Here is a 24,261-nt window from a genome sequence, read left to right on the forward strand (position 1 = left end):
AATGAAAAAGGAGCAACCATTTTGTCAAATTCTATTGTTATTCAAGTAAGCCTTGCGGTTATAGAAGACATGAAATCAAAGTACGCACAAGCCGTGCAGCCAAAAATTCCTCAAGGCGGCGTCTTCATGGCAAAGGTTCCATCTTGTACAATTACAGCCTATAAATCAGGAAAAGTCATGTTTCAAGGTGGACGGGCGACAGAAGAAGCGAGTCAATGGCAAGCAAATGCCGCGCCGCCAAAAACTTCTATCAAAAAAATTGTGGACAGCCATGACTACGCACCGCCAGCTTCTATCGCTACTATGTCTATTCTTGGTTCAGACGAAGTCGGAACAGGAGACTATTTTGGACCGATGACAGTTGTTGCAGTATACGTCGATGCGGCGCAAATTCCATTATTAAAAGAACTCGGCGTCAAGGACTCAAAAAACTTAAACGATACACAAATTTGTGAAATTGCAAAACAACTACTAACAGTTGTCCCTTACAGCTCTCTTGTTCTTCATAACGAAAAATATAACGAAATGTTTGAGAAAGGCCATAATCAAGGACAACTAAAAGCACTGCTTCATAATAAAGCTATTACAAACTTATTGGCTAAAATGGCACCAACAAAACCAGAAGGCATCTTAATTGATCAGTTCACACAACCGACTACATATTATAAATATTTAGCCAAACGAAAAAACGTTCAGCGCGAAAATGTCTATTTCGCTACAAAAGGCGAAAGTGTACATATCGCTGTTGCAGCGGCTTCCATTTTAGCCCGTTACTCATTTGTGAAACAGTTTGATGAACTAAGCAAAAAAGCAGGCATGCCACTTCCAAAAGGCGCTGGGAAACAAGTCGATATTGCCGCAGCGAAGTTGATTCAAAAGCTTGGAAAAGAAAGATTACCTGAGTTTGTGAAATTACATTTTGCGAATACAGAAAAGGCGTTTCGATTGTTGAAAAAATAGTTATTTTCCAGTATGGACAGGATATATACAGACTAAACAAGGGACTCACTCAATATATCGGCGCAATCGCATCATTTATCGGCGCTTCAACACGATTTAAAGATTCTTCGGTAATTTTCGACATACAAGTGATCGATCTGCTAACCAAAAAGTGAAAGGAGCTGACTAAAATTAGTCAGCTCCTTCGTTTTACCACTCTGCTTTAAACGTCTCTGCAACTTTTTTTGAGACTTCTTTTAAATCATAAAACTCAACACGTTCTTTCTCTGGCGTATCTTTATGCCCAATTACAATGTCTCCGTCAGCTTCTACCCAAACAAAGTATTTTCCAATTGATCCATCACTATAATCAATAGACATATTGTAATGAATAGCCGATTTAGTCTCTTCATCTAATGATAATGTTTTCGGCTCATCACCGTTTTCCGCCAATCCAACCTGCTCCATCGCAGATACAAGTTGTTTCATGTCTTCTGCTTTTTTCAATACTTTCGTCCCTTTTGGTTTCGTAGATGTCAGCTGAATTTCCTTTATCTCTTTTCCTTGAAACGTAACAACCTCTGCCTCTTGTGATGTTGGAACTACTTTTTCTTGCTTCTCATTTCCACATGCACTTAAACTGATTAGCATGATTGCTAAGAAATACATCATTCTTTTTTTCATAAATTCAGCTCCTTTCCCTTCTACGTAATGTTTCTTCTTATCCTGTATCTCTCCCTGCTCAAAAAAATAAAAAGGCATATCAATCAGCTGAATTGCTGTTAATATACCTTTTTTCAATCTTAAAACTCCGCAGAACCTGGTGTTCTTGGGAATGGGATTACATCACGAATGTTTGCCATACCAGTGATGTACATTAAGAAACGTTCGAAACCTAGACCAAATCCAGCATGTTTTGTACCGCCGTATTTTCTAAGCTCTAAGTACCACCAGTAATCTTCTTCGTTCATGCCTAGTTCTTTAATTCTCTCTACTAAAACATCCATTCTTTCTTCACGTTGACTTCCGCCGATTAATTCGCCGATACCAGGAACAAGTAAGTCTGTTGCAGCTACTGTTTTGCCATCGTCGTTTAAGCGCATGTAGAATGCTTTAATATCTTTTGGATAGTCTGTTACGAATACAGGGCGTTTAAAGATTTCTTCTGATAAGTATCTTTCGTGCTCTGTTTGTAAGTCAATTCCCCATTCTACTGGGTATTTGAAGTCTGCACCTGATTTTTGAAGCACTTCAATTGCTTCTGTGTATGTGATGCGTCCGAAATCAGAGTTGATTACGTTGTTCATGCGCTCAAGAACTGTTTTATCGACAAAGCTGTTGAAGAATTCCATTTCTTCTGGTGCATGCTCTAATACGTATTTCATTGCATATTTCAGCATATCTTCTGTAAGGTTCATTACATCACCTAATTCAGCGAATGCAATCTCAGGCTCAACCATCCAGAACTCAGCTGCGTGGCGAGTTGTGTTTGAGTTTTCAGCACGGAACGTTGGACCAAATGTGTATACATCGCGGAACGCTAATGCATAAGCTTCAGCATTCAGCTGTCCACTTACCGTTAAGTTTGTTTCTTTACCGAAGAAGTCTTTTGATTCGTCAACTTGTCCGTCTTCACCTTTTGGTACATTGTTTAAATCTTGCGTTGTTACGCGGAACATTTCGCCTGCACCTTCCGTATCACTTCCTGTAATAATTGGTGTATGAACGTGTACGAATCCACGCTCTTGGAAGAACTGATGAATCGCAAACGCTGCGATAGAACGCACGCGGAACGTTGCTGAGAATGCATTTGTTCTTGGGCGTAAATGAGCGATTGTACGTAAATATTCAAACGTATGACGTTTCTTTTGTAATGGGTAATCAGAATCTGATAATCCCTCGACTTCGATTTTATCCGCTTTAATTTCAAACGGCTGCTTTGCAGTTGGCGTTGCGACTAATGTTCCCTCTACTTTAATAGAAGAGCTTAATGGAAGCTTCGTAATTTCAGTAAAGTTATCTAATTCTGTATCGAAAACGATTTGAACGCCTTTAAAGAAGCTACCATCGTTTAATTCGATAAAACCAAATACTTTTGAATCACGTAAGTTACGGATCCACCCTGATACTTGTACTTTTTGGTCTACATATTTATCAGTTTCTCTATATAGACTTTTTACTAATGTGTTTTCCATATTGAAATTCTCCTTTACATATATTTAAATACAAAAAAACCTTCCATCCATAAAGGGACGAAAGGTTAAACTTCGCGGTACCACCCAATTTGTCATAAAGACCAACTCTAACTCGTATGTATTACATACTTCCCGGTTTGTAACAGGCCGGATTCCCGTCTAAGTCTACTCTTGAATACACAATTCAATTTCGGTTAGCAACTCCAAGGTGTTCTTCACATATACCGCCTCATCAGGCTCGCACCGTCCCTGACTCGCTTTGGATTATAGTATATACTACTTTTCCTTATCATCGTCTTTCTTTTGTTAAACTAAAATTAATGTACTACATTCCTTTGAAAGATGCAAGTTGTCTTTAAAATACTTACACTTTCAAAGAAAATGCCGTCCCCGTATGCGCTTCAATCATCCGAACATGTCCATCTGTTTTTGAAAACAACGGTACGTAGCAAAGCTCATAGCGTAATGGATTCTGCTCCTTCTCCCACACAAGTTCCATCTCCAAATCACGAACGTAAATAGATTTTACTTCTTCCTCAGAGATTATTGGTTCATCGTTTAGCTCATCTAATTCTTTATTAAAACCTGCAACTGCTTGAAACTCTAAAATCTTCCCAGATTGCTGACCAACTTGAATGACCATACTGTATGTATCTACTCTTTTACCACGTTGCAGAGGATGGAACCAAAATCCGTACTGCGATTCACAATTTTCATCTTCCCATACACAATGATGCGATGAATGACTTCTCTCTATTAGGAATAGTTCGTCAGCTTTAGGATAACAGGCAAATAAAAATTGAAGCGCACACTCTCTCGCTTCCTCTTCTGATATAACTTCTTTCTTCCCATCTTTCTGTTCATTATTGATTACACTTATACACTGAAATGTTTCTTGATGAAAGCATACTTGAATGGTATGAAACGGCGTTCCTTCTTCCACTTCAATGTCATTAGCGTAATCTTGCTTCGACCAAAGTTCCGTTACTTTATCCCCTTTACAGCTCGTATAAACTTTTACATATGTATCATCTAAGCCAATTAATTTTAAAATCTCTCCATTTTGTATAGTGCGTTTCTCTAAGTTATAAAACTGCTGAACGAATCTATTATCGTTCTCATATGTATGTAGTTCTCCGCTTGCCCCTATATCCATAACGTGATCTTTGGGTGCATAAACGAGGTGATATGCATCATCTCCATTTGCAAACACTTCCGTACTAGCCTTTGCAAACAACAATTCAAATCGAAGCGCTTCAATGAATTTTTCTATTGCTTCTTCTTTTGGAATAAGCTCTTTTGGATACTGCACTTCACACACTTCTCCTTCAAAAAGGAAATATTGGAAACGTCCATCCTTTGCAATCTCAAGCATCACACTAGCATCCGGAAAAGATAAGCCATATCGTTCATCACGCAGTTCATAGGATAGTTGGAACACTTTATCCATTTCTATTAATTCTACAAAATAAATAAATTTAACGATATTAGGAGCAAATACTTGTAAAAAAGATTGTGCAATCTCATAAACTTCATCACGGGATAATGATATACACCTTACTTTCTCTAAATCTCGGCACGTTTGAAAATGCTTTAATCCACCTTTTCCATCCGTTTCATAACATGCTACTAATTCTTCTGTTCGCCGCTCAAACACATTAAACTCATTCTCACCTTCTTCTGAGGCGACCGCAAATAATTGTATGTTTTCATTAATTTTTAAAAATAATTTGATTTGTTCAACTATATTCGTCATTTGAAACCCCCACACACCCTTTCTCTTATAACTATTATAAAGTGAAACTTCCATCAGTGGAGAGTTTTTTCATCTCCCACCGATGGAAAGCCCTCACCAATCGGGCTTTTACGGGCAGTTAATGCGGGATAAAAAAAGAAAACCTTTCATCCACGATAGAATGAAAGGTTTTGCTTTATTTCTTTTTTAGCTTTATCTCTCCGAAATTTCTAGTTTTTAGAGTTACACTTTCCATTTCATCGTAAGAAGAGACTGGGAAATTCGCATGAATAATCATTTTTCCTTCTACCACTCTTAATACAACTATGACAATAGTTCGTTTTTTGTAATTGATTCTTAAAAACAAGCATCTACAATTTAGAAAACATATTCTACACTATACACGAATAAAAAAGTGAGGCAGTATACATGAATCCATATCATGATAAAAAATCCGTTACAAGCACACCCTTTTTTCCCTATGTCGGTTTACCAGGACTTCCTGAGATTCAAACATTAGGAAAATCACCAAAATCATCCGAGGCAAAAGCAATGTGCTACAGACAAATTGTAGAACATAAAATCCAGTTAGTTCCCCCAGCACTTGAAAATACCGTTACCTTTACAAAAACAGTTGAGGCTACGATTGAAAATGTAGTCCCAGAAAAGATTGTCGTTTGTGGCGTCATTCATAAAACGCTAACTTACACTGCAATTTTAGAAGACGGTACTCTAGTTCCAGGGTTTCAGATTCACGACGATATTCCTTTCCAGTGCGTCATTGACCGCGAAGATGCCAATGAAGGTGACATTTTTGAAGTGACTGGCGTGGCGATTCTTGGCGAAGTTTTTGCCCAAGAACAAAATTTCGGAATTATAAACGGACGGCGGGTTGCTTTTAAATTCAAAGAAAAAGAAATCGTCAAAATTTGTATTAGAAAACTAGCAATTACTAGTATAGAAGTAAATCTTGGGTTCAGTTTGCCAAGTGAAAATAATAACGCTCCTGCTCCCGATCGGTTATTAGTCAATGGCACCGGGTTTGCAGGTATACCAGTTTTTTTCACAGTATCTGGTTCAGCAAATGTTTCTCCAACCATGGTTTTTACAGATGCAGATGGGTTCTTTAATACTACTGTCACTGCTTTTGGGCCTGGTGATATAACTCTTACAGCTTTTGGCACTGTAAATGGCGTTCCTTTTTCCAAAAATGTAACCGCTCCTTCACCGTATGCATAATCAAGTTTTTAGCGAAATTTCAAATATAAAACGCAACAAAAAAAGCAGCCACATGGCTGCTCTTTTATTATTTACGTAACTCCGCACCAAACTTCTCTTCTACCGCTGCTAATACACGGCTATGTGCTTCTGTTACTTCTTCATCTGTTAATGTACGTTCTGGGTCGAAGTAGTTCATAGAGAATGCAAGTGATTTTTTGCCTTCTTCCATTTTTTCGCCTTCGTATAAGTCGAATAATGTTACTTCTTTTAGAAGTTGTCCGCCTGCTTCAGCAATTACTTGCTTCATTTCGCCAGCTTTTACTTCTTTCACTACTACAATTGCCATATCGCGCGTCATAGATGGGAAGCGTGGAATTGTTGTGTAGTATGTTTCTTCTGCATCTGTTGCAAATACTTTCGCAAGAGATAATTCGAATACGTACGTTTCTTTTACATCTAATTGTTTTTGTGCTTCTGGATGCAATTGACCAATGAAACCAATGCTTTCGCCGTCAAGTAGGATATCAGCTGTACGGCCTGGGTGCATACCATCACGTTTTGCTGGTACATACGTAATAGTCTTCGCAACGCCAAGTACGTCAAATAATCCTTCTAATACACCTTTCATCACGAAGAAGTCAACAACCTTCTTCTCACCTTGCCATTGATGATGAAGAGCAAGACCTGTCATTACACCCGCAAGATGTTGTTCTTCTTTTGGAAGTTCGCCTTCAACTGTTGGTAAGAATACAGATCCTACTTCGTATAACGCAACGTTATCTACTTTACGAGCGTTGTTATATGTTACCGCTTCTAATAATTGTGGTACTAAACTTAAACGAAGCTGGCTACGCTCTTCACTCATTGGAAGCGCAAGGTTCACAGGTGTTTTTTCGTTTGACTCCACCATATATTGTTTTGCTTTTTCAGCGCTAGTTAATGAATACGTAATGGCTTCATATAAGCCAGCACCTTCTAGGTAACGGCGTACTTTACGACGCTTTATTTGCGCTGCTGTTAATTTACCGCGCGTAATTGTACCAGTTGGTAATGTTGAAGGAATATGGTCGTATCCGTATAGACGACCTACCTCTTCTACTAAGTCCTCTGGAATTGTAATATCAGGGCGACGTGCTGGTACGTTCACATGGAATGTTCCTTCCACTTCTGTGAACGGGAACTTTAAGTTTGTGAAAATTGCGCGCACTTCACTCACAGAAACGTCTGTACCTAATACACGGTTAATTTTTTCAACTGTAACAGATACTGTACGTTCTTCTACTTGTAAGTGATCAACTTCCACCACGCCTTCTAACGCTTCGCCGCCAGCATATTTTGCCATTAATGCTGCCGCATGTTGAATCGCTTCAAATGTACGAGTTGGGTCGATACCTTTTTCAAAACGTGCACTTGATTCACTACGAAGACCTAAGTCTTTTGATGTGCGGCGTACTGTTTGACCTGCGAAATATGCAGACTCAATTAATACGTTTACTGTATCGTTATCTACTTCAGAATCCGCTCCGCCCATTACACCTGCAACCGCTAATGGTTTTGTTCCGTTTGTAATCACAAGATGATGCGCTTGCAATGTACGCTCTTGATCGTCTAATGTTGTCATTTTCTCGCCTTCCTGTGCAAGACGAACAACGATTTCTTTTGAACCTAATTTATCATAGTCAAACGCATGTAACGGTTGACCGTATTCAATTAAAATATAGTTTGTAATATCAACTACGTTACTAATTGGACGAATGCCAGCTGCCATTAGGCGCGTTTGCATCCAGATTGGTGATGGACCAATCTTTACGTTTTTCACCATTTTCGCAATGTACAATGGGTTTTGTTCCGTTGCTTCTACACTTACAGAAATATAATCAGATGTTTTTTCTGCGGCTTCTTGTAAGTCTGCTGCTGGAAGTTTTACTTCACGGCCGTAAATTGCCGCTACTTCGTATGCAACACCTAACATATTTAAGCAATCTGCACGGTTTGGCGTTAAACCAAGTTCAAGTACTTCATCATGTAAGTTTAAGATTTCAAGTGCATCTGCACCAACTTCCGCATCACTTGGGAAGATGAAAATACCGTCTGCATATTCTTTCGCAACTAGTTTCCCGTCAATACCAAGCTCTTGAAGTGCACAAACCATACCGTGGGAAGCTTCCCCGCGTAATTTTGCTTTTTTAATTTTGAAGTTACCAGGAAGAACAGCGCCAACTTTTGCAACTGGTACTTTTAAACCTTTCGCAATGTTAGGCGCACCGCAAATGATTTGAACTGGCTCTTCTTCACCGATATCGATTAAACATTTGCTTAACTTATCAGCTTCCGGGTGTTTTTCGCACTCTAATACGTGACCAACTACAACACCTTTTACGCCTTTATTTAATACTTCAACGCCTTCTACTTCAATACCACTTTTCGTGATTTTATCAGCTAATTCTTGTGCTGTTACATCTTTAATATCTACATACTCTTGTAACCAACGATATGATACGAACATTCTTTCTCTCTCCTTCCCTTACGCTCGTTTGAATTGTTGTAAGAAACGTACATCATTTGTATAGAAATGACGAATGTCATCAACGCCATACTTTAACATCGCAATACGCTCTGCACCCATACCAAATGCGAAGCCTTGATATTCTTTTGAATCATAGCCAGCCATTTCAAGAACATTTGGATGAACCATACCTGCACCTAAAATTTCAATCCAACCCGTTTTTTTACAAGTTCCGCAACCTTTGCCATGACACATCATACAAGAAATATCCATTTCAACAGACGGCTCTGTGAATGGGAAGAAACTTGGACGAAGGCGGATTTCACGATCTTCACCGAACATCTTCTTCGCGAATGCTTGTAATGTGCCTTTTAAATCACTCATACGAATGTTCTTATCGATTACAAGACCTTCAATTTGCATGAACTGATGAGAGTGAGTCGCATCATCGTCATCACGGCGATATACTTTACCCGGACAAATAATTTTAATTGGGCCTTTTTCTGTACTCTTCTCCATCGTTCTTGCTTGCACAGACGATGTATGTGTACGAAGCAACATTTCTTCTGTAATGTAGAAAGAATCTTGCATATCGCGTGCTGGATGGTCTTTCGGTAAGTTTAACGCTTCAAAGTTATAGTAGTCTTTTTCTACTTCTGGACCTTCCGCAACTTCATATCCCATACCGATGAATAAATCTTCAATTTGTTCCACAACCGCTGTTAACGGATGGTGACAACCTGTATTTACAGGGCGGCCTGGTAATGTTACATCAATTGTTTCAGATGCTAATTTCGCTTCAATTACTGCTCTTTCTAAATGATTAATTTTTTCTTCTAAACGCGTTTGAATAGCTTCGCGTACATCATTTACTAGCGAACCCATACGTGGACGCTCTTCTGGAGATAATTTCCCCATGCCGCGCAGTACTTCTGTAATCGGTCCTTTTTTTCCTAAATACGCAACGCGTACATCGTTTAAGCCTTTTAGCTCTTTCGCTTCTTCAATCAGCTTCAGTGCTTCTTGCTTTAGCTCTTTTAAACGTGCTTCCATTTGGAACCCTCCTAATTTTAAAAATAAAAAAACCTCGCTCCCTAAAAAGGGACGAGGTAAATTCGCGGTACCACCCTAAATTGACAGAACAAGTCTGCCCACTCAATTCGTTATAACGGCTTGTTAGACCGGAACGCCTTTACATACAATGGTCCTGGCGTCAACTCCAGAGGTGAATTCACTTCCGTCTACCATAAGAATGCTTTCAGTCTATGGCACTCTCTCCCTATATGGCGATTTTGCAAGCTACTCTTCTCTATCATCGTTTTTTAAACTATTTCACTTTTATTGGATGTTCAAAATGTCCGGTAAAGATAGCTGTCATATTTCTTCGTTACGTTGCCACTCCGGTGCTCATGTAGTCCCGCTACACTCCGTTTCCTCGCGGCTTCCGTGCCTCGAACTACTCGGCTCTCTTTATTCTCCTTTTTGAACACGTACTTCCACCTATTATAAGAAGTTTTTTAGCGATTCGCAACCGGAGTTTGTAAATAATACGTTAAAATGCCTGCAGCAACCGCGACATTTAACGATTCTGCTCCTCCATAAATTGGAATGTATAAGTTTTGATTACATTTCGCAAGAAGCTCTTGGCGAACGCCATTTCCTTCGTTACCTACAATTAATGCAAAACTTCCTGTCGGCGCTACTTCACCGTATGGAATCCCGTTTTCAAGAGCTGTCCCGTATACAGGAACGTTCTTTTCTGTTAACTTATTTACCCATTCCTCTAAGTTTCCTTTTACAATTGGTAAATGGAATACAGAGCCTTGCGTAGAACGTAATACTTTACTATTATATACATCAACGCATCCTTCTCCAAGAACAACAGCGTCAAGTCCAGCTGCATCTGCTGTACGAATGATCGTTCCTAAATTACCTGGGTCTTGCAGTCCATCTAATAATAAAAACTTCCCATTCGTAAGAGCGATTTCTTTCTCATGTTTCTCACAAACCGCAAATACCCCTTGCGTCGTTTCTGTTTCACGTAACAATTTTACAACCGCTTCAGACACAATATACATTTCTACATCAGCAACCGTCCAATCTTTCGGAAGGTCTGTCTGGTCTGAGACAATCAGTTCCATTGCTACTCCTGCTTTTAAAGCTTCCTCCACTAAATGGAATCCTTCTACAAAAAATAATCCTTTTTGATCGCGTTCTTTTTTCGTTTGCAGCTTCTTCCACTGCTTTACGCGCGGATTTTGTACTGAATCAATGTTTTTCATAATATGTATTTCCCTCTCTTCTTGTCTTCTCATTATAGCCTATTTTTCATACATATTTACATACAAAAGAACAAAAACTAACGTCAGTTTCCATTCCTAAAAAGAGGTGAAAGTGATGAACTTTAATTTACGCGGTGCTGTATTAGCCAACGTATCAGGAAATACACAAGACCAATTACAAGAAACAATTGTCGATGCGATTCAAAGCGGAGAAGAAAAAATGCTTCCAGGTCTTGGTGTGTTATTTGAAGTCATTTGGAAAAATGCTGATGAACAAGAAAAACATGAAATGTTAGCGACACTTGAACAAGGTTTAAAAAGATAAGTAATTTTCTCAAAGACGGGGATGTTTTTACTCCCTCTCTAATCCTATTTATAAAAAATAGCCGTCCGAAGAAAACGGAAGGCTATTTTCTATACCTATACACCTATTTATTTTTGAGCACTTGGGATATTCGGAACCAAATTTTGAACAGCTTGCACAAGGTTATTTGCAATAGCTTGCTGCTCCGCTGTTAATGTTCCCCCACCAGTGAATACTGTAAGACAGATTGGGCAAGCTTCGATATGAATGCCCAATAAATTAATAGCAAGTCCACCCGGTATATCCACAGTAAGAATAGGTGTTGAACCCGCAGGAGGCGTACATGTAGTACAGTTAGTAAGAAGGGCCATACATTTAACTCCTTTCTTTATAGCGTTACTATATTTATATGATAGAGTAGCTCTCTTTGAAATAGACAGTCGGACAATCTTTCATAAATTTCTTTACTAACACAATATGATGGAGTAAAATATTCAAAATATCTTTATAGCTATTATTTTTTCTACCATATACAGCAATGAATAAAAGGAGTGGATACTTTATGCGCCGTGTTACACTTGAACAAATTTTCAAACATCATATTACACAAAAGTATGTACAACGTGCTGGAATGGTTCACGCGATTGCCGTCGCTTACCATGCGTTTCACTTAGCCAAAAAGCATCACGCCCCAGTCGATGCGGCAACAAAGGCTGGTTTTCTTCATGATATAGGACATCACACATGGTATCGTAATGGAGAATGGGACTATGAATTATACAAAAAGAATGATATACATGCGATTAAAGGAGCGGAAAGAGCTCATAAATTGCTAATTCGATTAGGAGAACACCCAAAACAAGCAAAGGAAATTTCCGTTGCCATTCTCCTGCACACCGATTCTTTTCTACTAGAACAAACTCTTGAGAGAACACCTCTCCAAAATATTATTAAATGGGCAGACGAAGCCGATGAAGAACCGGGCGGGGCACATCACTATCGAACAATTTCTTATGAAAAAGCATTGCAAGCAATCCAGCGATTAGATGAGATGGTAGATCGTGAATTACAAGTCCAACAATCAGCGTCCCATGCTCATATTTCTACCAATAAAAAAGCAGAGAAAATCTGTTAATCAATAACTATACACAGATCACCTTAGTAAATGCTAAGGTGATTTTTACTTTGATTGCGAAGTTTCGAACTATTATGTAACATTATCTCCTGGAACATTTCATCCAAATATGTATAATTTTATATATAAACAATAGAAAGGATTCGATATATGCAACATTCTGTACAACTTACATACGATCAAAATCATTCTTTATCATGGGGAAAATTTATTGGTTCTGTTTTATTTGCTTTTTTTGGGACGAATATCATAAGCGGCTTATTTATAGCTCTTCCGTTTATGATTTACAGCGAAAGTATTTCAGACAAAAAGACAAGTGCCCTATATAGCTCACTTGGAACAACCGGAAGTGCTTTATTACAACTGCTCATTTTATTATTGTTTATTTTTAAATATGAGCCCTTAAAAAAACTATTATTACCTATTTTTAACTTTCAAGCGCTCCGAAAAGTTCATACATATATATACTTATTTCTTTTCTTTGGACTTAGCATTGTTATTAATGTATTAATAATTTCTAAGATATTTCCTCATGCAATACAAGAACAAGATTTAGCCTTAAACTTAGAAACTTTAAATCAATATAAAATTCTATTAATTTTAGGAAGTGCAATTTTCATCCCAATTCTTGAAGAACTTATTTTTCGCGGAATCATTCTTCAATTTTTCCAGCAGCGTTTTCCATTTTGGATAGCAGCAATTAGCTCAAGCTCTATTTTCGGAATTGCCCATACATATTCTCTAGGTGTTATGGTGAGTGCTTTTATGACGGGCATGTTTATGGCTGTATTATGTAAAAAAACGAATTCTATTATGCCAGCTATATTATTTCATATGATGAATAATACGCTTGCGTTTTTATAATAAACAAGAGGTACACAAAGTCAAATTACTATTATTAAAAAGGAGCACAACTTTGCTGGTGCACGTAGCCAAATGAGTAGCATCCGAAATACTGGCGGGTTAATTTGCGCAACCGCTCTAGTCGGTATTTTTATCTTTTAATGTAGTAAACAAGCAAAAAAGCAGAGATTATCTCTCTGCTTTTTTGTTCGCCTTATTTCCTGGTTGTAAGAAAAACGATAAGACTAATGCAATTGCCGTTAAGATTGTTGCAATCCAGAATGCATCATTAATTCCGTTAATAACGGATAACTTCGAAACTTGCCCAAATAGCATTTGTGAGCCTAATGCGTTTCCTGCCTGCGCTGATCCTGTCATTGTAGCCATTTGCGATAGTTTGTTTACGATAATTGGATTCGTTGTTGTAATTGCATTTGCATAGTCTGCCATATGATTTGTCGTTTGCTGCGTCATAATTGTAATTAATAACGCAGTTCCAATGGAGCCCGCAACTTGTCTTGATGTATTTTGCGTTGCTGTTCCATGAGAAATAAGTTTCATTGGCAGAGCATTCATCCCCGCTGTCATGATTGGCATCATGATAAACGACATCCCAAACGAACGAATAATATAGTCTCTCATAATTTCACTATAAGGTGTCTCTAATGTTAAATGTGTAAATTGATATGTTGCATATGTTGTAAGGATTAATCCAAAAATAGCAAGTGGTCGAATGCCGTATCTATCAAATAATTTCCCGGCAAATGGCCCCATCATTCCCATGATTAAAGATCCTGGCAGAAGGAGTAACCCTGAATCAATTGGTGTAAATCCACGGATGTTTTGTAAATATACAGGAAGCAATATCATCCCGCCGTATAATGCCATCGTAACAACTACATTGATTAAAAGCGTTGAAGTAAATGCCGAATAGCTGAATACACGCAGGTCTAACATTTTATTGTCAGTCGTTAACTGTCTCCAGACGAATAGACTGATTCCGATAATACCAATCACCATCGTAATGATAACTTCCGCGCTGCTCCAACCTTTATTCCCTGCCTCACTAAAACCATAAAGTAAGCTTCCAAGTCCGATACTAGAAGCAACTACACCGAAAGTATCTAGTGTTGCCTTCGTCACAGGCTGTTTCAATGTAAAATATTTTAGTGCTAATACGATAATAAGTAATCCAATGATAAACATGGCATAGAACATAACATTCCATGTGTAGTTTTGAATAATCCAGCCTGTAAGTGTTGGTCCAATGGCAGGTCCTAAAATCATCGCAATACCAAGCAGTCCCATCGCAGCCCCGCGCTTATGAGGCGGGAAGATAGTCATGAAAATATTCATTCCAACCGGCATTAAAATACCAGCACCTACTGCTTGAATAACACGCCCTGTCATCATCATCGTAAAGCTTCCAGATATCGCACAAATCATCGAACCTGCCGTAAAGAACAGCATAGCCGCTAGAAATAAGTTTCGATACGTAAACCGTGAAACTAAAAATGCACTAATTGGCACTAATACCCCGTTCACCAACATAAATCCTGTTGTAAGCCACTGTGCGGTAGATGTTGATACATTAAATTCATTCATTAATGCTGGCAAAGCAACGTTAATTAATGTTTGATTTAAAATTGAGACGAACATCCCGAAAATAAGAACAGCTAAGACGACTTTTACATTAAATTCAGGAAGCACCGTTTGAGAACGAGAAGCTTTCGGCTCCGTATCTTCCGCTTTTTGTTCTTGTTTTTCACCTGTTTCTTCTTCCGTAACTTTCGGTATTTCTTGTGTTCTTACTGCCTCTTTTTTATGATCTGAAACCCCTTGTGCTTGAACTGGTTCTTCTATCTCTTTTCCTTTTTTTCTAAATACACGATTTACAATAATGAACACGACGATACATAAAAGAGCGTATCCTGCAATAAAGATCGAGGACATATTTCATTCCCCCTTACTTATGAATCCGAACTGTGACATTCATGCCTGGAACAATATTTAATGATTTACTATGATCTAATGAAATCTTAACAGGAATAACTTGTGTTACTTTCGTATAGTTCGCTGTTGCGTTGCTAGATGGTAACATAGAGAATGTATTTGCTGTAGTTAAGCCAATTTGTTCTACTTTTCCTGTTAATGTCGTATCAGGATATGCATCTACATATACATCTACTTCTTGCCCTTTTTGGATCTCATCTACGTCTGTTTCTTTAATATTTGCCGTTACCCATAAATCACTCATATTGCAGGCATATGCAAGCGGTGTTCCCGGTGCAATATATGAATCTTGCGTTGCATTCGATTGAACAAGCGTTGCATTTGCTGGAACTGTAATATCTACTTCTTGTGCAGCATTACCAGCGTTACTCATTACAGAACCTACTTTATCACCAGCGTTATAATTTTTTCCTATTTCTGCCTTCCAACCTGTTAACTTCCCTGCGACTGGAGATGCAATAGGTACAACTTTTCCATCAATTTTTGCATTATCCGTTTTTAAATAATTTGTTGATTGATTGTAATAATAATAACCAGCAAATCCGCCGCCAACTAATACAATCAACGTAACAATATTAATGATAATCATTCTCCGAATTTGACTCATTGTTTCCCTCTCCTTAGTTTTAATATTAATTGAATTTCTAATAAGTCCATCTCTCTTTTTAATTAATAAAGTTTACCATTCACTTTGTTAAGGACTAATTTAAAAAAGACCCTTTGTCCACGCACAAAATCCCCTCCTTATCTTGTGCTAAGAAAAAGAATATCGTTTATAATTATAAATAATTCGGTTCGAATGACAATCGACAATTTAATTCAATATGTTGTTTTTCCGACATTCCCATATATATATGTTGAAAAAATATAAAAAAACAAGCAAGGAGAACGAAAATGTCTATTAAAAACTCAAACGATCCTCGCGTAAAACGAACGAGACAGGCAATACGTGATGCCCTTATATCTTTAATACATGAAAAAAGTTTCAATAGCATTACCGTTCAGGATATTGCTGAAAAGGCAACTGTAAACCGTGCAACCTTTTATAGCCATTATTATGACAAATATGATCTACTAGACAAAAGCATTGAAGAAATGCTAACAACATTAGCAGACATTCTCAAACCAAAAAAATTAGATAAGAATGAGTTTAAACTTACCCTCGATACTCCTCATCCTGTCTTTCTATCTTTGTTTAGTCATATTGCTGAGAATGTTTTCTTTTATCAAGTGATGCTTGGGGCGAATGGGATTCCGAAGTTTTCCTCTCGAATGATGAAAGCAATTCAAACGAATTTACTTCTTAGCCTTTCTATTTCACAACCAAATGACGAGAAATTAGTTGTACCGCGTGATATCCTCATTAGTTATGTATCAGGTGCACATTTAGGAATGGTCATTTCTTGGCTCAAACAAAATATGCCATATACACCTCATTATATGGCCTTACAGCTAGCTCGTTTAATCATTTTAGGTCCGTATACAGCGGCTGGATTAGAGCAATGAAAAGAGCGAAAGGAATGCCCTCTCGCTCTTTTTTCTATTAATCAAATGTAATGTTATGTACAGCTTCATTATCAAGACGTTTCACAACTTCTACAATTAACTTCACTGTATTTTCATAATCATCGCGATGTAACATTGCCGCATGGGAATGAATATAGCGAGTTGCAATGGTAATTGCCATTGCTGGAATACCGTCTACAGAAATATGAATTGCTCCTGCATCCGTTCCGCCGCCAGGAAGAGCATCATATTGATACGGAATATTTAATTCATCTGCTACGCCAACAACAAAGTCACGAAGACCTTTATGCCCAACGATAGATGCATCGTATAAAATAATTTGTGGGCCATCACCCATTTTTCCTTGTGCTTCTTTTTCGCTTACTCCTGGTGTATCACCAGCGATTCCAACATCTACTGCAAATGCGATATCTGGTTGAATATAATGTGCAGATGTTTTCGCCCCGCGAAGACCTACTTCTTCTTGTACTGTTCCAACACCGTATACAATGTTTGGATGCTTTTCATCTTTTAATTGTTTTAAAACATCGATTGCAATTGCGCAGCCAATACGGTTGTCCCAAGCTTTTGCAAGTAACATTTTTTCATTTTTCATTACTTGGAATTCGAAATATGGTACAACTTGATCTCCTGGACGCACGCCCCATTCCAATGCTTCTTCTTTACTAGAAGCACCAATATCAATAAACATATCTTTAATATCAACTGGTTTTTTACGAACTTCCACTGGTAAAATGTGCGGTGGTTTTGAACCAATGACACCCGTTACATCACCTTTGCTCGTAACAATTGTTACGCGCTGTGCTAACATAACTTGTGACCACCAGCCGCCAACTGTTTGAAAGCGTAAGAAACCTTTATCATCAATTTGCGTAATCATAAAACCAACTTCATCTAAATGACCGGCTACCATAATTTTTGGACCATTGCCGTCACCAATTTTTTTCGCAACTAAGCTTCCTAAGTTATCTGTTGATACTTCATCAGCAAACGGTGCGATATATTTCTTCATTACTTCACGAGGCTCGCGTTCGTTTCCAGCAATCCCGCGTGCATCTGTTAGTTCTTTTAGCATCGTCAAGGTCGCATCTAGTTTTGTCATTGGACAATGTCCTCCTTTTTCTTCATCTCTTCAATTATACAAGAGCGGAAAAGAATGTTCAAAAAATTCCATCAATACCCTTCTGTTTGACGTTGATGATTTACTTCATTTTTATCTACATATGCTTTCTCAATCTCTTCTTGTTCAAAATCAAGCGCTTGTCCTAAACGAAGATAGCTCGTAAACAATTCAATGTAATTTGTAATAGATGGCTGTTCATTAAAGCGAATTGCTTTCGCATATACATCTAAGAAAATTTCTACTTGCGTTTTATTTGTTAGTGCACATTTATAAAACAAGAAGTTTTTATCAATTCCTAAATCGATTCCAATAGATAAAATAAAATGCAGCCCATCTACGTATTCTTCTAGTACAACTTGACGCTCAGATGCTGGCTTGTTACTCCAATATTTAAAGCAGCGTGTTTCATTTGCAAGTTCACCAATTTCTACAAGAAGTGCTAGCATTTTTTCTTTTAATAATTTTTTCGGTTCTAAATTATGTTCTTTCGTAATACGATCATCTAATTCTTTTTGTAGTTTAAATAATTGTAGTAAATCCAAAACGTACTCCTCCTTCAATATCGTATAAGCTTACTCGATATTGCTCCATTCTAATGGTAAATATAAACAAATAACCTAGTTATATTCTTACATTATAACAGCGCTAGTTTCGTGTGGAAAGACAAGATTGTCTGAAGTCAAGCACCCTATTCACAGCATATTTCATATATATCTATCGTGACCACTCAGTCACTTTATAAAAAACAACGACAGAAAAGCATTTTTCAAATGGTCCTGAGGGGCTGGCCATGTACAGGAGCGGTCAGGAGGTTTTATGTAAGGCTTTTAACTCGTATATATAAATAAACATAAAAATCCAGAGAATCTCTCCGATTTTTCATGTTTATTCTTCTATATTATTGAAACTTTTATGCTTACTTTGTCATAGCTATAAGCCCAACTTGGCTTTCCAACATACAAATCACCGCCACGCTGATCAAAAAGTGACCTACCACTTTCTTTCTCCCTTTGTTTGAACATCGCACGTGGCAGAAATAGGCACTGACCGCTTCTACGCATAGCCAGACACTCTCGACCAACAAAAAAGAAAAGGGCTTTTGGGTTTTAACTTGGATTTATCTATAAAAAAATCCTTAGGAACAATGTCCTAAGGATTTTTGATCAATTACTTGTTTAAAGCAGTTTTAGCAGCTGTTGCTAATTCAGCGAAAGCTTTTTCGTCATAAACAGCTAGGTCAGCAAGCATTTTGCGGTTTACTTCGATACCAGCAAGCTTAAGACCATTCATTAAACGGCTGTAAGAAAGACCGTTCATACGAGCAGCTGCGTTAATACGAGTGATCCATAATTTACGGAAGTCACGTTTCTTTTGACGACGGTCACGGAACGCATACATTAAAGATTTCATTACTTGTTGGTTAGCAACTTTGTATAATGTATGTTTAGAACCGTAGTAACCTTTTGCTAATTTAATAATTTTTTTACGACGTTGACGAGTAACCGTACCACCTTTTACTCTTGGCATATTATTTCCCTCCTAGATATCTATCTGAACAAAATATGAATTACATGTTGTCAAGCATTTGACGAATACGTTTGAAGTCACCAGCGCTTACTACACCAGCTTTACGTAATTTACGTTTAGCTTTTGTAGATTTGTTAGCGAATAAGTGGCTTGTGTAAGCGTGAGAACGCTTTAGTTTACCAGATCCTGTTTTTTTGAAACGCTTTGCAGCGCCGCGGTGAGTTTTCTGTTTAGGCATAGTGATTTCCTCCTCTATTTATTACTTATCATTTTTCGGTGCTAAAACTAAGAACATACTGCGTCCTTCCATTTTCGGCTTAGATTCAATTGTACTAACTTCAGCACAAGCTTCAGAGAAGCGATCTAAAACACGTTGACCGATTTCTTTATGAGTAATGGCACGACCCTTAAAGCGAATAGATGCTTTAACTTTGTCGCCTTTCTCCAAGAATTTAATAGCATTACGAAGTTTTGTGTTAAAGTCATGTTCATCAATTGTTGGACTTAAACGTACTTCTTTCATACTAATGATCTTTTGATTTTTGCGCTGCTCTTTTTCTTTCTTTTGTTGCTCAAAGCGGAATTTTCCGTAGTCCATAATACGGCATACTGGTGGTTTCGCATTTGGAGCAACTAATACTAGATCAAGATTTACGTTTGCAGCCATATCTAATGCTTCTTGACGAGACTTAATTCCAAGTTGATCACCATTTGCACCAACTAAACGTACTTCACGTGCACGAATTTGCTCGTTAATCATCATGTCCTTGCTAATAGTAAGCCACCTCCAAGGTTTTATGGGAATACGTTTTGGGAAGGAAGAACCCAAACAAAAAGTGCGGGCACACAGGGCACCCACACTTATAATATCTCTAGTAAGAAATACTTACCTGCCAACTGCTTTCGCGTCAATCAGGTGAGAAGCGGGTGCTTCTACTTGTTCCACAAATCCGTATTCTATTATCCTTGATGATTTTATCATAGGACATAATGCATGTCAAGAAGCTCTACTTCTTAAGTAACAACAAAAAATATTGTAACAAACAAAATGAATACATGCAACATTTTTTTACACAAAGCAGCCTTTGGTTCTTATTACCAACTATAAGCGTACAAAAAAGCCGCGGACGAACCGCGACTTTTTCTTATCTTTTTCCTTCAACTTTAATTAAGTCGATGAAAGCATCTAATGAGATTGTTTCTGATTTTTGTTCACCATATTTACGTACGTTTACACCAGTTTCAGCAACTTCATTGTCACCTACTACAAGCATATACGGAATTTTTTGCATTTGTGCCTCGCGGATTTTGTAACCAATTTTCTCGTCACGAGTATCCACTTCAACACGAATGCCAACACGTTGCAATTCTTCTTGCACTTTCTTCGCATAGTCTAAATGTACTTGCGGAGAAACTGGAATTACTTGTACTTGAACCGGCGCTAACCATGTTGGGAATGCCCCTTTGTACTCTTCAATTAAGAAGGCAACAAAGCGTTCCATAGTTGATACAACACCGCGGTGAATAACAACTGGGCGATGATGCTTACCGTCTTCACCGATGTAAGTTAACTCAAAGCGTTCTGGAAGTAAGAAGTCTAATTGTACAGTTGAAAGTGTTTCGTCTTTTCCAAGCGCAGTGCGAACTTGTACGTCAAGTTTCGGACCGTAGAATGCCGCTTCACCTTCTGCTTCATAGTACTCAAGACCCATTTCATCCATAGCCTCTTTTAACATTGATTGTGCTTTTTCCCACATTTCATCGTCATCATAATACTTTTTAGTATCTTCTGGATCACGGTAAGATAAACGGAATGAATAATTTTCTAAATCGAAATCCTTGTATACTTCTAGAGTTAAGTTTACAACGCGTTTTAACTCTTCTTTAATTTGATCTGGACGAACGAAAATGTGCGCATCATTTAAAGTCATCCCGCGGACACGTTGTAAGCCAGATAGCGCACCAGACATTTCATAACGGTGCATTGTTCCAAGCTCCGCAATACGAATTGGTAATTCACGATAGCTGTGGATATCGTTTCTATATACCATCATATGGTGAGGGCAGTTCATCGGACGAAGTACTAATTCTTCATTATCCATTTCCATTGATGGGAACATGCCATCTCGGTAGTGATTCCAGTGACCAGAAGTTTCATAAAGCTCTCGGCTTCCTAGTACCGGAGTATATACGTGGTCATACCCTAAGCTTACTTCTTTATCAACAATGTAACGCTCGATAATACGGCGGATTGTTGCACCTTTTGGTAACCAAAGTGGTAAGCCTTGTCCTACTTTTTGGCTATTTGTAAATAGTTTTAATTCTTTACCTAATTTACGATGGTCACGCTCTTTCGCTTCTTCAAGCATACGTAAGTGCTCATCTAATTCTGCTTTTTTCACGAATGCAGTGCCGTAAATACGTTGTAACATTTTGTTGTTGCTATCTCCGCGCCAGTAAGCACCTGCCACGCTTAACAATTTAAATACTTTAATTTTCCCTGTAGACGGAAGATGAATACCGCGGCAAAGGTCGAAGAATTCGCCTTGTTCATAAATTGAAATAACCGCATCTTCTGGAAGATCGTTAATTAATTCTAATTTTAGTTCATCCCCATTTTCTTCATAACGACGAAGTGCTTCCGCACGCGGTACTTCATGACGAACGATTTCTAAGTTCTCGTTCACAATCTTTTGCATTTCTTTTTCGATTTTTGGGAAATCTTCAACTGTAATCGCGTATTCCATATCGATATCATAGTAGAAGCCATTTTCAATTACAGGCCCAATTCCAAGCTTCACATCTTTATATAAACGCTTTAATGCTTGCGCTAATAAGTGAGCTGTTGAGTGGCGTAAAATATATAGCCCTTCTTCAGAATCTAATGTAATGATAGAAATTGCACCATCTTGCTCAATTGGTGTAAGTAAGTCTACCATTTCCTCATTTAATTTCCCTGCAATCGCTTTTTTCTTTAAGCCAGGGCTAATAGAAGCAGCAATGTCTTCAGTTGTTGTTCCTTTTGGAAATTCCTTCACAGCTCCGTCTGGAAATGTGATTTTTACTACATCTGCCATCTTTAGTCACTCCTTTTTCATAGTCAAAATAAAAAACACCCATCCCTATAAAAAGGGACGAGTGTTGAATTCGCGGTTCCACCCTTGTTCCAGCCAACACATTGTTAACTGCTCAAGTACATGATAACGGCACTTGCCGTCAGCAATTACTAGACATTCGTTCACTGCTGAAGTTTAGAGGTGGTAAGTAATAATCTCGTATTAAGAAGCTCACAGCCTAAGGCTTCTCTCTCTGAGAATCGTAGATAACTACTCATGTCCTCATCGTAACATTTCGATGTATTTTCGTGTATGTACGTAATTATATGCTCAAAAATTTAGAAAATCAAGGGCGTTCCCTTTATTTTTAAATTTTGTCACATTCTTTTCAAATTCATGAAGCGCATATAACTGCACTCTCTCTTGAAATACATTTTGAATCGTTACAATCATATTATGATCTTGTTCTTTCGCATACAGATGAATTTTGTTAGGCGCGATCGACAGAAGCGGTGCCATAACATTCGGATCAACGTATAAACCTTTTTGAGAAAGTACTTCTTCTTCTATATACTGAACAAGTTTTTCTTGTTTTAAACGTCGCCCTTTTTCATCATAAAAAATACAACTATCATTAAACACGAGATGCAAGCAAGATAAACGTGATTTTCGGCCGCTTACTTGTTGGCGAAGTGTTTCTACGAACATTTGATACTCTTGTTCTAACTTATATTCATCAATCGCCATCTCCGCCGTTCGATATAAAAATTCATTGTACTTTCTCAAACGAAAACGAATATATGCTCCAAACGAAAAAGACATTGTATCATGCATCCAGCCTTGTAAAGAAGAAAGCACCAATTCTTTCCCTCTTTCCTTTGAAGGTGCATCTATTAATCCCTTTCGTTTCCCTTTTAAAATAGAATGAGCCATATGTAAAATTTGGTTTCGTTCTTCTCGCTCTTCATAATAAAATTTATCTTTTAAAACCGCACTTATCCATTCATCTTGTTTTGTATTGATAATATATTGCATAAATACAGGAATAACCACTTTATCAATATATCGCGACTCTTGTATCGGTATATGAACAATTACCGTTTGTTCGTACAAGTAAATGCTTATTTCTTCATATATATAATCTGTCCTTTTTTTAAGCTCTTTATATATAACAATAGCGTCATTTTTTTCTTCGAAGCAGATTTCAATCACTTTTATCCCCCCTTTTATAATTCTTGCTATTTCCATATATATTAGGGGGATGGACAAAAAATGATACGAGCTAGTATGAATTTTTCATATTCATAAGTTATTTTTATTGTATAATTTTACTAAAAAGATTTTTAAAGGAGCCATACAATATGTACGAATACAAATTTGTAAAAATCGAACTAAAATCCGGTCTAATGGCATCTAAACCAAAAGAAGATTATCAAACAATCATTACAGAACACGCAAAAGAAGGTTGGCGCTTCGTACAAGTTTTTGCTCCTAGTACGGTAGGATATGGATCAGCTGCATATTTCGAACTTATTTTTGAACGGAAACAAACTATATAATAAAAAAAAGAGCAAGCTCACTGCTGAGGCCACTGAAAAACTCACGTTTTTTCAGCTCAAAAACCGGATGTGAAATTAGAAAGGCGACTTTTCGTTCAAAATGGAACGAAAAGTCGCCTTTCTTTCTATTCTTTTTTTACTTTTCTTCCTTTTTTTCCTTCATTAAGGTCATAATTCGTTTTAAATTGACGGCAAATATAGCCATCGCACCTTGCATTCGCATACCAATGAGACCCGAGGAAGATGCTACATCATACCCGTGTCTGTGCTTCAGTTCACTATTTTTCGCTTCGATT

23 protein-coding genes, 1 pseudogene and 4 other annotated features are annotated in these 24,261 nt (G+C 37.7%); of the genes and pseudogenes, 7 read left to right on the top strand and 17 right to left on the bottom strand.

The genetic code is table 11. The annotated features are described in order from the left end of the window. Positions 1-21 precede the first annotated feature (21 nt). Positions 22-960 (top strand): ribonuclease HIII, encoded by a 939-nt coding sequence (rnhC, locus tag H280_RS0105205; protein WP_155894966.1) that lies wholly within the window; start codon positions 22-24, stop codon positions 958-960. Between the two features lie 189 nt (positions 961-1,149). Here rnhC and H280_RS0105210 read toward each other — a convergent pair whose 3' ends face one another. The 3 genes from H280_RS0105210 to H280_RS0105220 form a co-directional block, all read right to left on the bottom strand. Then, complete coding sequence (locus H280_RS0105210) at positions 1,150-1,740, bottom strand: hypothetical protein (RefSeq protein WP_020060061.1); 591 nt, start codon at positions 1,738-1,740, stop codon at positions 1,150-1,152. 2 nt (positions 1,741-1,742) lie between these two features. Then, positions 1,743-3,134 carry an asparagine--tRNA ligase gene (asnS, locus tag H280_RS0105215; protein ID WP_020060062.1) on the bottom strand — a complete coding sequence of 464 codons (1,392 nt, stop codon included), beginning with the start codon at positions 3,132-3,134 and terminating at the stop codon, positions 1,743-1,745. Between the two features lie 50 nt (positions 3,135-3,184). Continuing rightward, positions 3,185-3,436 (bottom strand) — a binding site (T-box leader). Positions 3,437-3,498: 62 nt separating this feature from the next. Beyond that, positions 3,499-4,890, bottom strand: a complete 1,392-nt coding sequence (locus H280_RS0105220; protein ID WP_020060063.1) for a YcdB/YcdC domain-containing protein — start codon at positions 4,888-4,890, stop codon at positions 3,499-3,501. Between the two features lie 531 nt (positions 4,891-5,421). Between H280_RS0105220 and H280_RS0105225 the strand changes: the two genes are divergently transcribed. Beyond that, positions 5,422-6,108 (top strand): Ig-like domain-containing protein, encoded by a 687-nt coding sequence (locus tag H280_RS0105225; RefSeq protein ID WP_028411107.1) that lies wholly within the window; start codon positions 5,422-5,424, stop codon positions 6,106-6,108. A 67-nt stretch (positions 6,109-6,175) separates the two neighbouring features. Here H280_RS0105225 and pheT read toward each other — a convergent pair whose 3' ends face one another. From pheT to H280_RS0105245, 3 genes are all read right to left on the bottom strand, one after another. Continuing rightward, a complete protein-coding gene (pheT, locus tag H280_RS0105230; protein WP_020060065.1) occupies positions 6,176-8,596 on the bottom strand; it encodes a phenylalanine--tRNA ligase subunit beta in 2,421 nt (806 codons plus the stop codon). 18 nt (positions 8,597-8,614) lie between these two features. Continuing rightward, positions 8,615-9,649: a phenylalanine--tRNA ligase subunit alpha gene (gene pheS, locus H280_RS0105235; protein ID WP_020060066.1), complete on the bottom strand. Its 1,035-nt coding sequence runs from the start codon at positions 9,647-9,649 to the stop codon at positions 8,615-8,617. Between the two features lie 44 nt (positions 9,650-9,693). Then, positions 9,694-9,921 (bottom strand) — a binding site (T-box leader). Between the two features lie 192 nt (positions 9,922-10,113). Further along, on the bottom strand, positions 10,114-10,911 hold the full coding sequence (locus H280_RS0105245) for a TrmH family RNA methyltransferase (protein WP_028411108.1): 798 nt from the start codon (positions 10,909-10,911) through the stop codon (positions 10,114-10,116). Between the two features lie 82 nt (positions 10,912-10,993). On the opposite strand from H280_RS0105245, the gene sspI reads away from it, so the two are divergent. Then, positions 10,994-11,203 (top strand): small acid-soluble spore protein SspI, encoded by a 210-nt coding sequence (gene sspI, locus H280_RS0105250; protein WP_020060069.1) that lies wholly within the window; start codon positions 10,994-10,996, stop codon positions 11,201-11,203. Between the two features lie 107 nt (positions 11,204-11,310). On the opposite strand, the gene H280_RS0105255 is transcribed toward sspI, so the two are convergent. Then, positions 11,311-11,553 (bottom strand): hypothetical protein, encoded by a 243-nt coding sequence (locus H280_RS0105255; protein WP_020060070.1) that lies wholly within the window; start codon positions 11,551-11,553, stop codon positions 11,311-11,313. Between the two features lie 191 nt (positions 11,554-11,744). Here H280_RS0105255 and H280_RS0105260 point away from each other — a divergent pair, with 191 nt between their 5' ends. After that, complete coding sequence (locus H280_RS0105260) at positions 11,745-12,317, top strand: HD domain-containing protein (protein ID WP_020060071.1); 573 nt, start codon at positions 11,745-11,747, stop codon at positions 12,315-12,317. 150 nt (positions 12,318-12,467) lie between these two features. Then, positions 12,468-13,181 carry a CPBP family intramembrane glutamic endopeptidase gene (locus H280_RS0105265; protein ID WP_020060072.1) on the top strand — a complete coding sequence of 238 codons (714 nt, stop codon included), beginning with the start codon at positions 12,468-12,470 and terminating at the stop codon, positions 13,179-13,181. Positions 13,182-13,349: 168 nt separating this feature from the next. Here H280_RS0105265 and H280_RS0105270 read toward each other — a convergent pair whose 3' ends face one another. Continuing rightward, a complete protein-coding gene (locus H280_RS0105270; protein ID WP_020060073.1) occupies positions 13,350-15,113 on the bottom strand; it encodes a DHA2 family efflux MFS transporter permease subunit in 1,764 nt (587 codons plus the stop codon). Positions 15,114-15,126: 13 nt separating this feature from the next. Then, positions 15,127-15,780, bottom strand: a complete 654-nt coding sequence (locus tag H280_RS0105275; RefSeq protein ID WP_020060074.1) for an HlyD family secretion protein — start codon at positions 15,778-15,780, stop codon at positions 15,127-15,129. 287 nt (positions 15,781-16,067) lie between these two features. Here H280_RS0105275 and H280_RS0105280 point away from each other — a divergent pair, with 287 nt between their 5' ends. After that, positions 16,068-16,679, top strand: a complete 612-nt coding sequence (locus H280_RS0105280) for a TetR/AcrR family transcriptional regulator (RefSeq protein WP_020060075.1) — start codon at positions 16,068-16,070, stop codon at positions 16,677-16,679. A 37-nt stretch (positions 16,680-16,716) separates the two neighbouring features. On the opposite strand, the gene H280_RS0105285 is transcribed toward H280_RS0105280, so the two are convergent. From H280_RS0105285 to ytxC, 7 genes are all read right to left on the bottom strand, one after another. Next, the gene (locus tag H280_RS0105285) at positions 16,717-17,802 is read right to left on the bottom strand and encodes a M42 family metallopeptidase (protein ID WP_020060076.1); all 1,086 of its coding nucleotides are present in this window, start codon (positions 17,800-17,802) and stop codon (positions 16,717-16,719) included. 71 nt (positions 17,803-17,873) lie between these two features. Then, on the bottom strand, positions 17,874-18,365 hold the full coding sequence (locus H280_RS0105290) for a dUTP diphosphatase (RefSeq protein WP_020060077.1): 492 nt from the start codon (positions 18,363-18,365) through the stop codon (positions 17,874-17,876). A 625-nt stretch (positions 18,366-18,990) separates the two neighbouring features. Continuing rightward, on the bottom strand, positions 18,991-19,350 hold the full coding sequence (gene rplT, locus H280_RS0105300) for a 50S ribosomal protein L20 (RefSeq protein ID WP_020060079.1): 360 nt from the start codon (positions 19,348-19,350) through the stop codon (positions 18,991-18,993). A gap of 40 nt (positions 19,351-19,390) precedes the next feature. Then, positions 19,391-19,588, bottom strand: coding sequence for a 50S ribosomal protein L35 (gene rpmI, locus H280_RS0105305; RefSeq protein ID WP_020060080.1), 198 nt, complete (start codon positions 19,586-19,588; stop codon positions 19,391-19,393). Positions 19,589-19,609: 21 nt separating this feature from the next. Beyond that, the gene (gene infC / locus H280_RS0105310) at positions 19,610-20,113 is read right to left on the bottom strand and encodes a translation initiation factor IF-3 (RefSeq protein WP_020060081.1); all 504 of its coding nucleotides are present in this window, start codon (positions 20,111-20,113) and stop codon (positions 19,610-19,612) included. A gap of 61 nt (positions 20,114-20,174) precedes the next feature. Further along, positions 20,175-20,295, bottom strand: a sequence feature (ribosomal protein L20 leader region). 200 nt (positions 20,296-20,495) lie between these two features. Next, complete coding sequence (gene thrS, locus H280_RS0105315; protein WP_020060082.1) at positions 20,496-22,427, bottom strand: threonine--tRNA ligase; 1,932 nt, start codon at positions 22,425-22,427, stop codon at positions 20,496-20,498. Between the two features lie 50 nt (positions 22,428-22,477). Continuing rightward, positions 22,478-22,704: a binding site (T-box leader), on the bottom strand. A gap of 32 nt (positions 22,705-22,736) precedes the next feature. Continuing rightward, positions 22,737-23,618, bottom strand: coding sequence for a putative sporulation protein YtxC (ytxC, locus tag H280_RS0105320; protein ID WP_020060083.1), 882 nt, complete (start codon positions 23,616-23,618; stop codon positions 22,737-22,739). A gap of 149 nt (positions 23,619-23,767) precedes the next feature. Here ytxC and H280_RS0105325 point away from each other — a divergent pair, with 149 nt between their 5' ends. Further along, the gene (locus H280_RS0105325) at positions 23,768-23,965 is read left to right on the top strand and encodes a DUF4177 domain-containing protein (RefSeq protein WP_020060084.1); all 198 of its coding nucleotides are present in this window, start codon (positions 23,768-23,770) and stop codon (positions 23,963-23,965) included. Between the two features lie 136 nt (positions 23,966-24,101). Here H280_RS0105325 and H280_RS25605 read toward each other — a convergent pair. Continuing rightward, positions 24,102-24,261 (bottom strand): annotated as a pseudogene (locus H280_RS25605) (IS5/IS1182 family transposase); the annotation flags it as partial.

Source organism: Bacillus sp. 123MFChir2, from assembly GCF_000383235.1.
Classification (GTDB): Bacteria; Bacillota; Bacilli; order Bacillales; family Bacillaceae_G; genus Bacillus_A.

What these genes read in the sequence shown, in the direction of transcription:
- H280_RS0105265 (WP_020060072.1), top strand. Translation starts at nt 12,468, where the DNA reads ATGCAACATTCTGTACAACTTACATACGATCAAAATCATTCTTTATCA.
- H280_RS0105285 (WP_020060076.1), bottom strand. Translation starts at nt 17,802, where the DNA reads ATGACAAAACTAGATGCGACCTTGACGATGCTAAAAGAACTAACAGAT.
- H280_RS0105255 (WP_020060070.1), bottom strand. Translation starts at nt 11,553, where the DNA reads ATGGCCCTTCTTACTAACTGTACTACATGTACGCCTCCTGCGGGTTCA.
- H280_RS0105220 (WP_020060063.1), bottom strand. Translation starts at nt 4,890, where the DNA reads ATGACGAATATAGTTGAACAAATCAAATTATTTTTAAAAATTAATGAA.
- H280_RS0105325 (WP_020060084.1), top strand. Translation starts at nt 23,768, where the DNA reads ATGTACGAATACAAATTTGTAAAAATCGAACTAAAATCCGGTCTAATG.
- pheT (WP_020060065.1), bottom strand. Translation starts at nt 8,596, where the DNA reads ATGTTCGTATCATATCGTTGGTTACAAGAGTATGTAGATATTAAAGAT.
- thrS (WP_020060082.1), bottom strand. Translation starts at nt 22,427, where the DNA reads ATGGCAGATGTAGTAAAAATCACATTTCCAGACGGAGCTGTGAAGGAA.
- H280_RS0105260 (WP_020060071.1), top strand. Translation starts at nt 11,745, where the DNA reads ATGCGCCGTGTTACACTTGAACAAATTTTCAAACATCATATTACACAA.
- pheS (WP_020060066.1), bottom strand. Translation starts at nt 9,649, where the DNA reads ATGGAAGCACGTTTAAAAGAGCTAAAGCAAGAAGCACTGAAGCTGATT.
- H280_RS0105270 (WP_020060073.1), bottom strand. Translation starts at nt 15,113, where the DNA reads ATGTCCTCGATCTTTATTGCAGGATACGCTCTTTTATGTATCGTCGTG.
- H280_RS0105245 (WP_028411108.1), bottom strand. Translation starts at nt 10,911, where the DNA reads ATGAGAAGACAAGAAGAGAGGGAAATACATATTATGAAAAACATTGAT.
- rpmI (WP_020060080.1), bottom strand. Translation starts at nt 19,588, where the DNA reads ATGCCTAAACAGAAAACTCACCGCGGCGCTGCAAAGCGTTTCAAAAAA.
- H280_RS0105225 (WP_028411107.1), top strand. Translation starts at nt 5,422, where the DNA reads ATGTGCTACAGACAAATTGTAGAACATAAAATCCAGTTAGTTCCCCCA.
- H280_RS0105280 (WP_020060075.1), top strand. Translation starts at nt 16,068, where the DNA reads ATGTCTATTAAAAACTCAAACGATCCTCGCGTAAAACGAACGAGACAG.
- H280_RS0105275 (WP_020060074.1), bottom strand. Translation starts at nt 15,780, where the DNA reads ATGAGTCAAATTCGGAGAATGATTATCATTAATATTGTTACGTTGATT.
- sspI (WP_020060069.1), top strand. Translation starts at nt 10,994, where the DNA reads ATGAACTTTAATTTACGCGGTGCTGTATTAGCCAACGTATCAGGAAAT.
- asnS (WP_020060062.1), bottom strand. Translation starts at nt 3,134, where the DNA reads ATGGAAAACACATTAGTAAAAAGTCTATATAGAGAAACTGATAAATAT.
- infC (WP_020060081.1), bottom strand. Translation starts at nt 20,113, where the DNA reads ATGATGATTAACGAGCAAATTCGTGCACGTGAAGTACGTTTAGTTGGT.
- rplT (WP_020060079.1), bottom strand. Translation starts at nt 19,350, where the DNA reads ATGCCAAGAGTAAAAGGTGGTACGGTTACTCGTCAACGTCGTAAAAAA.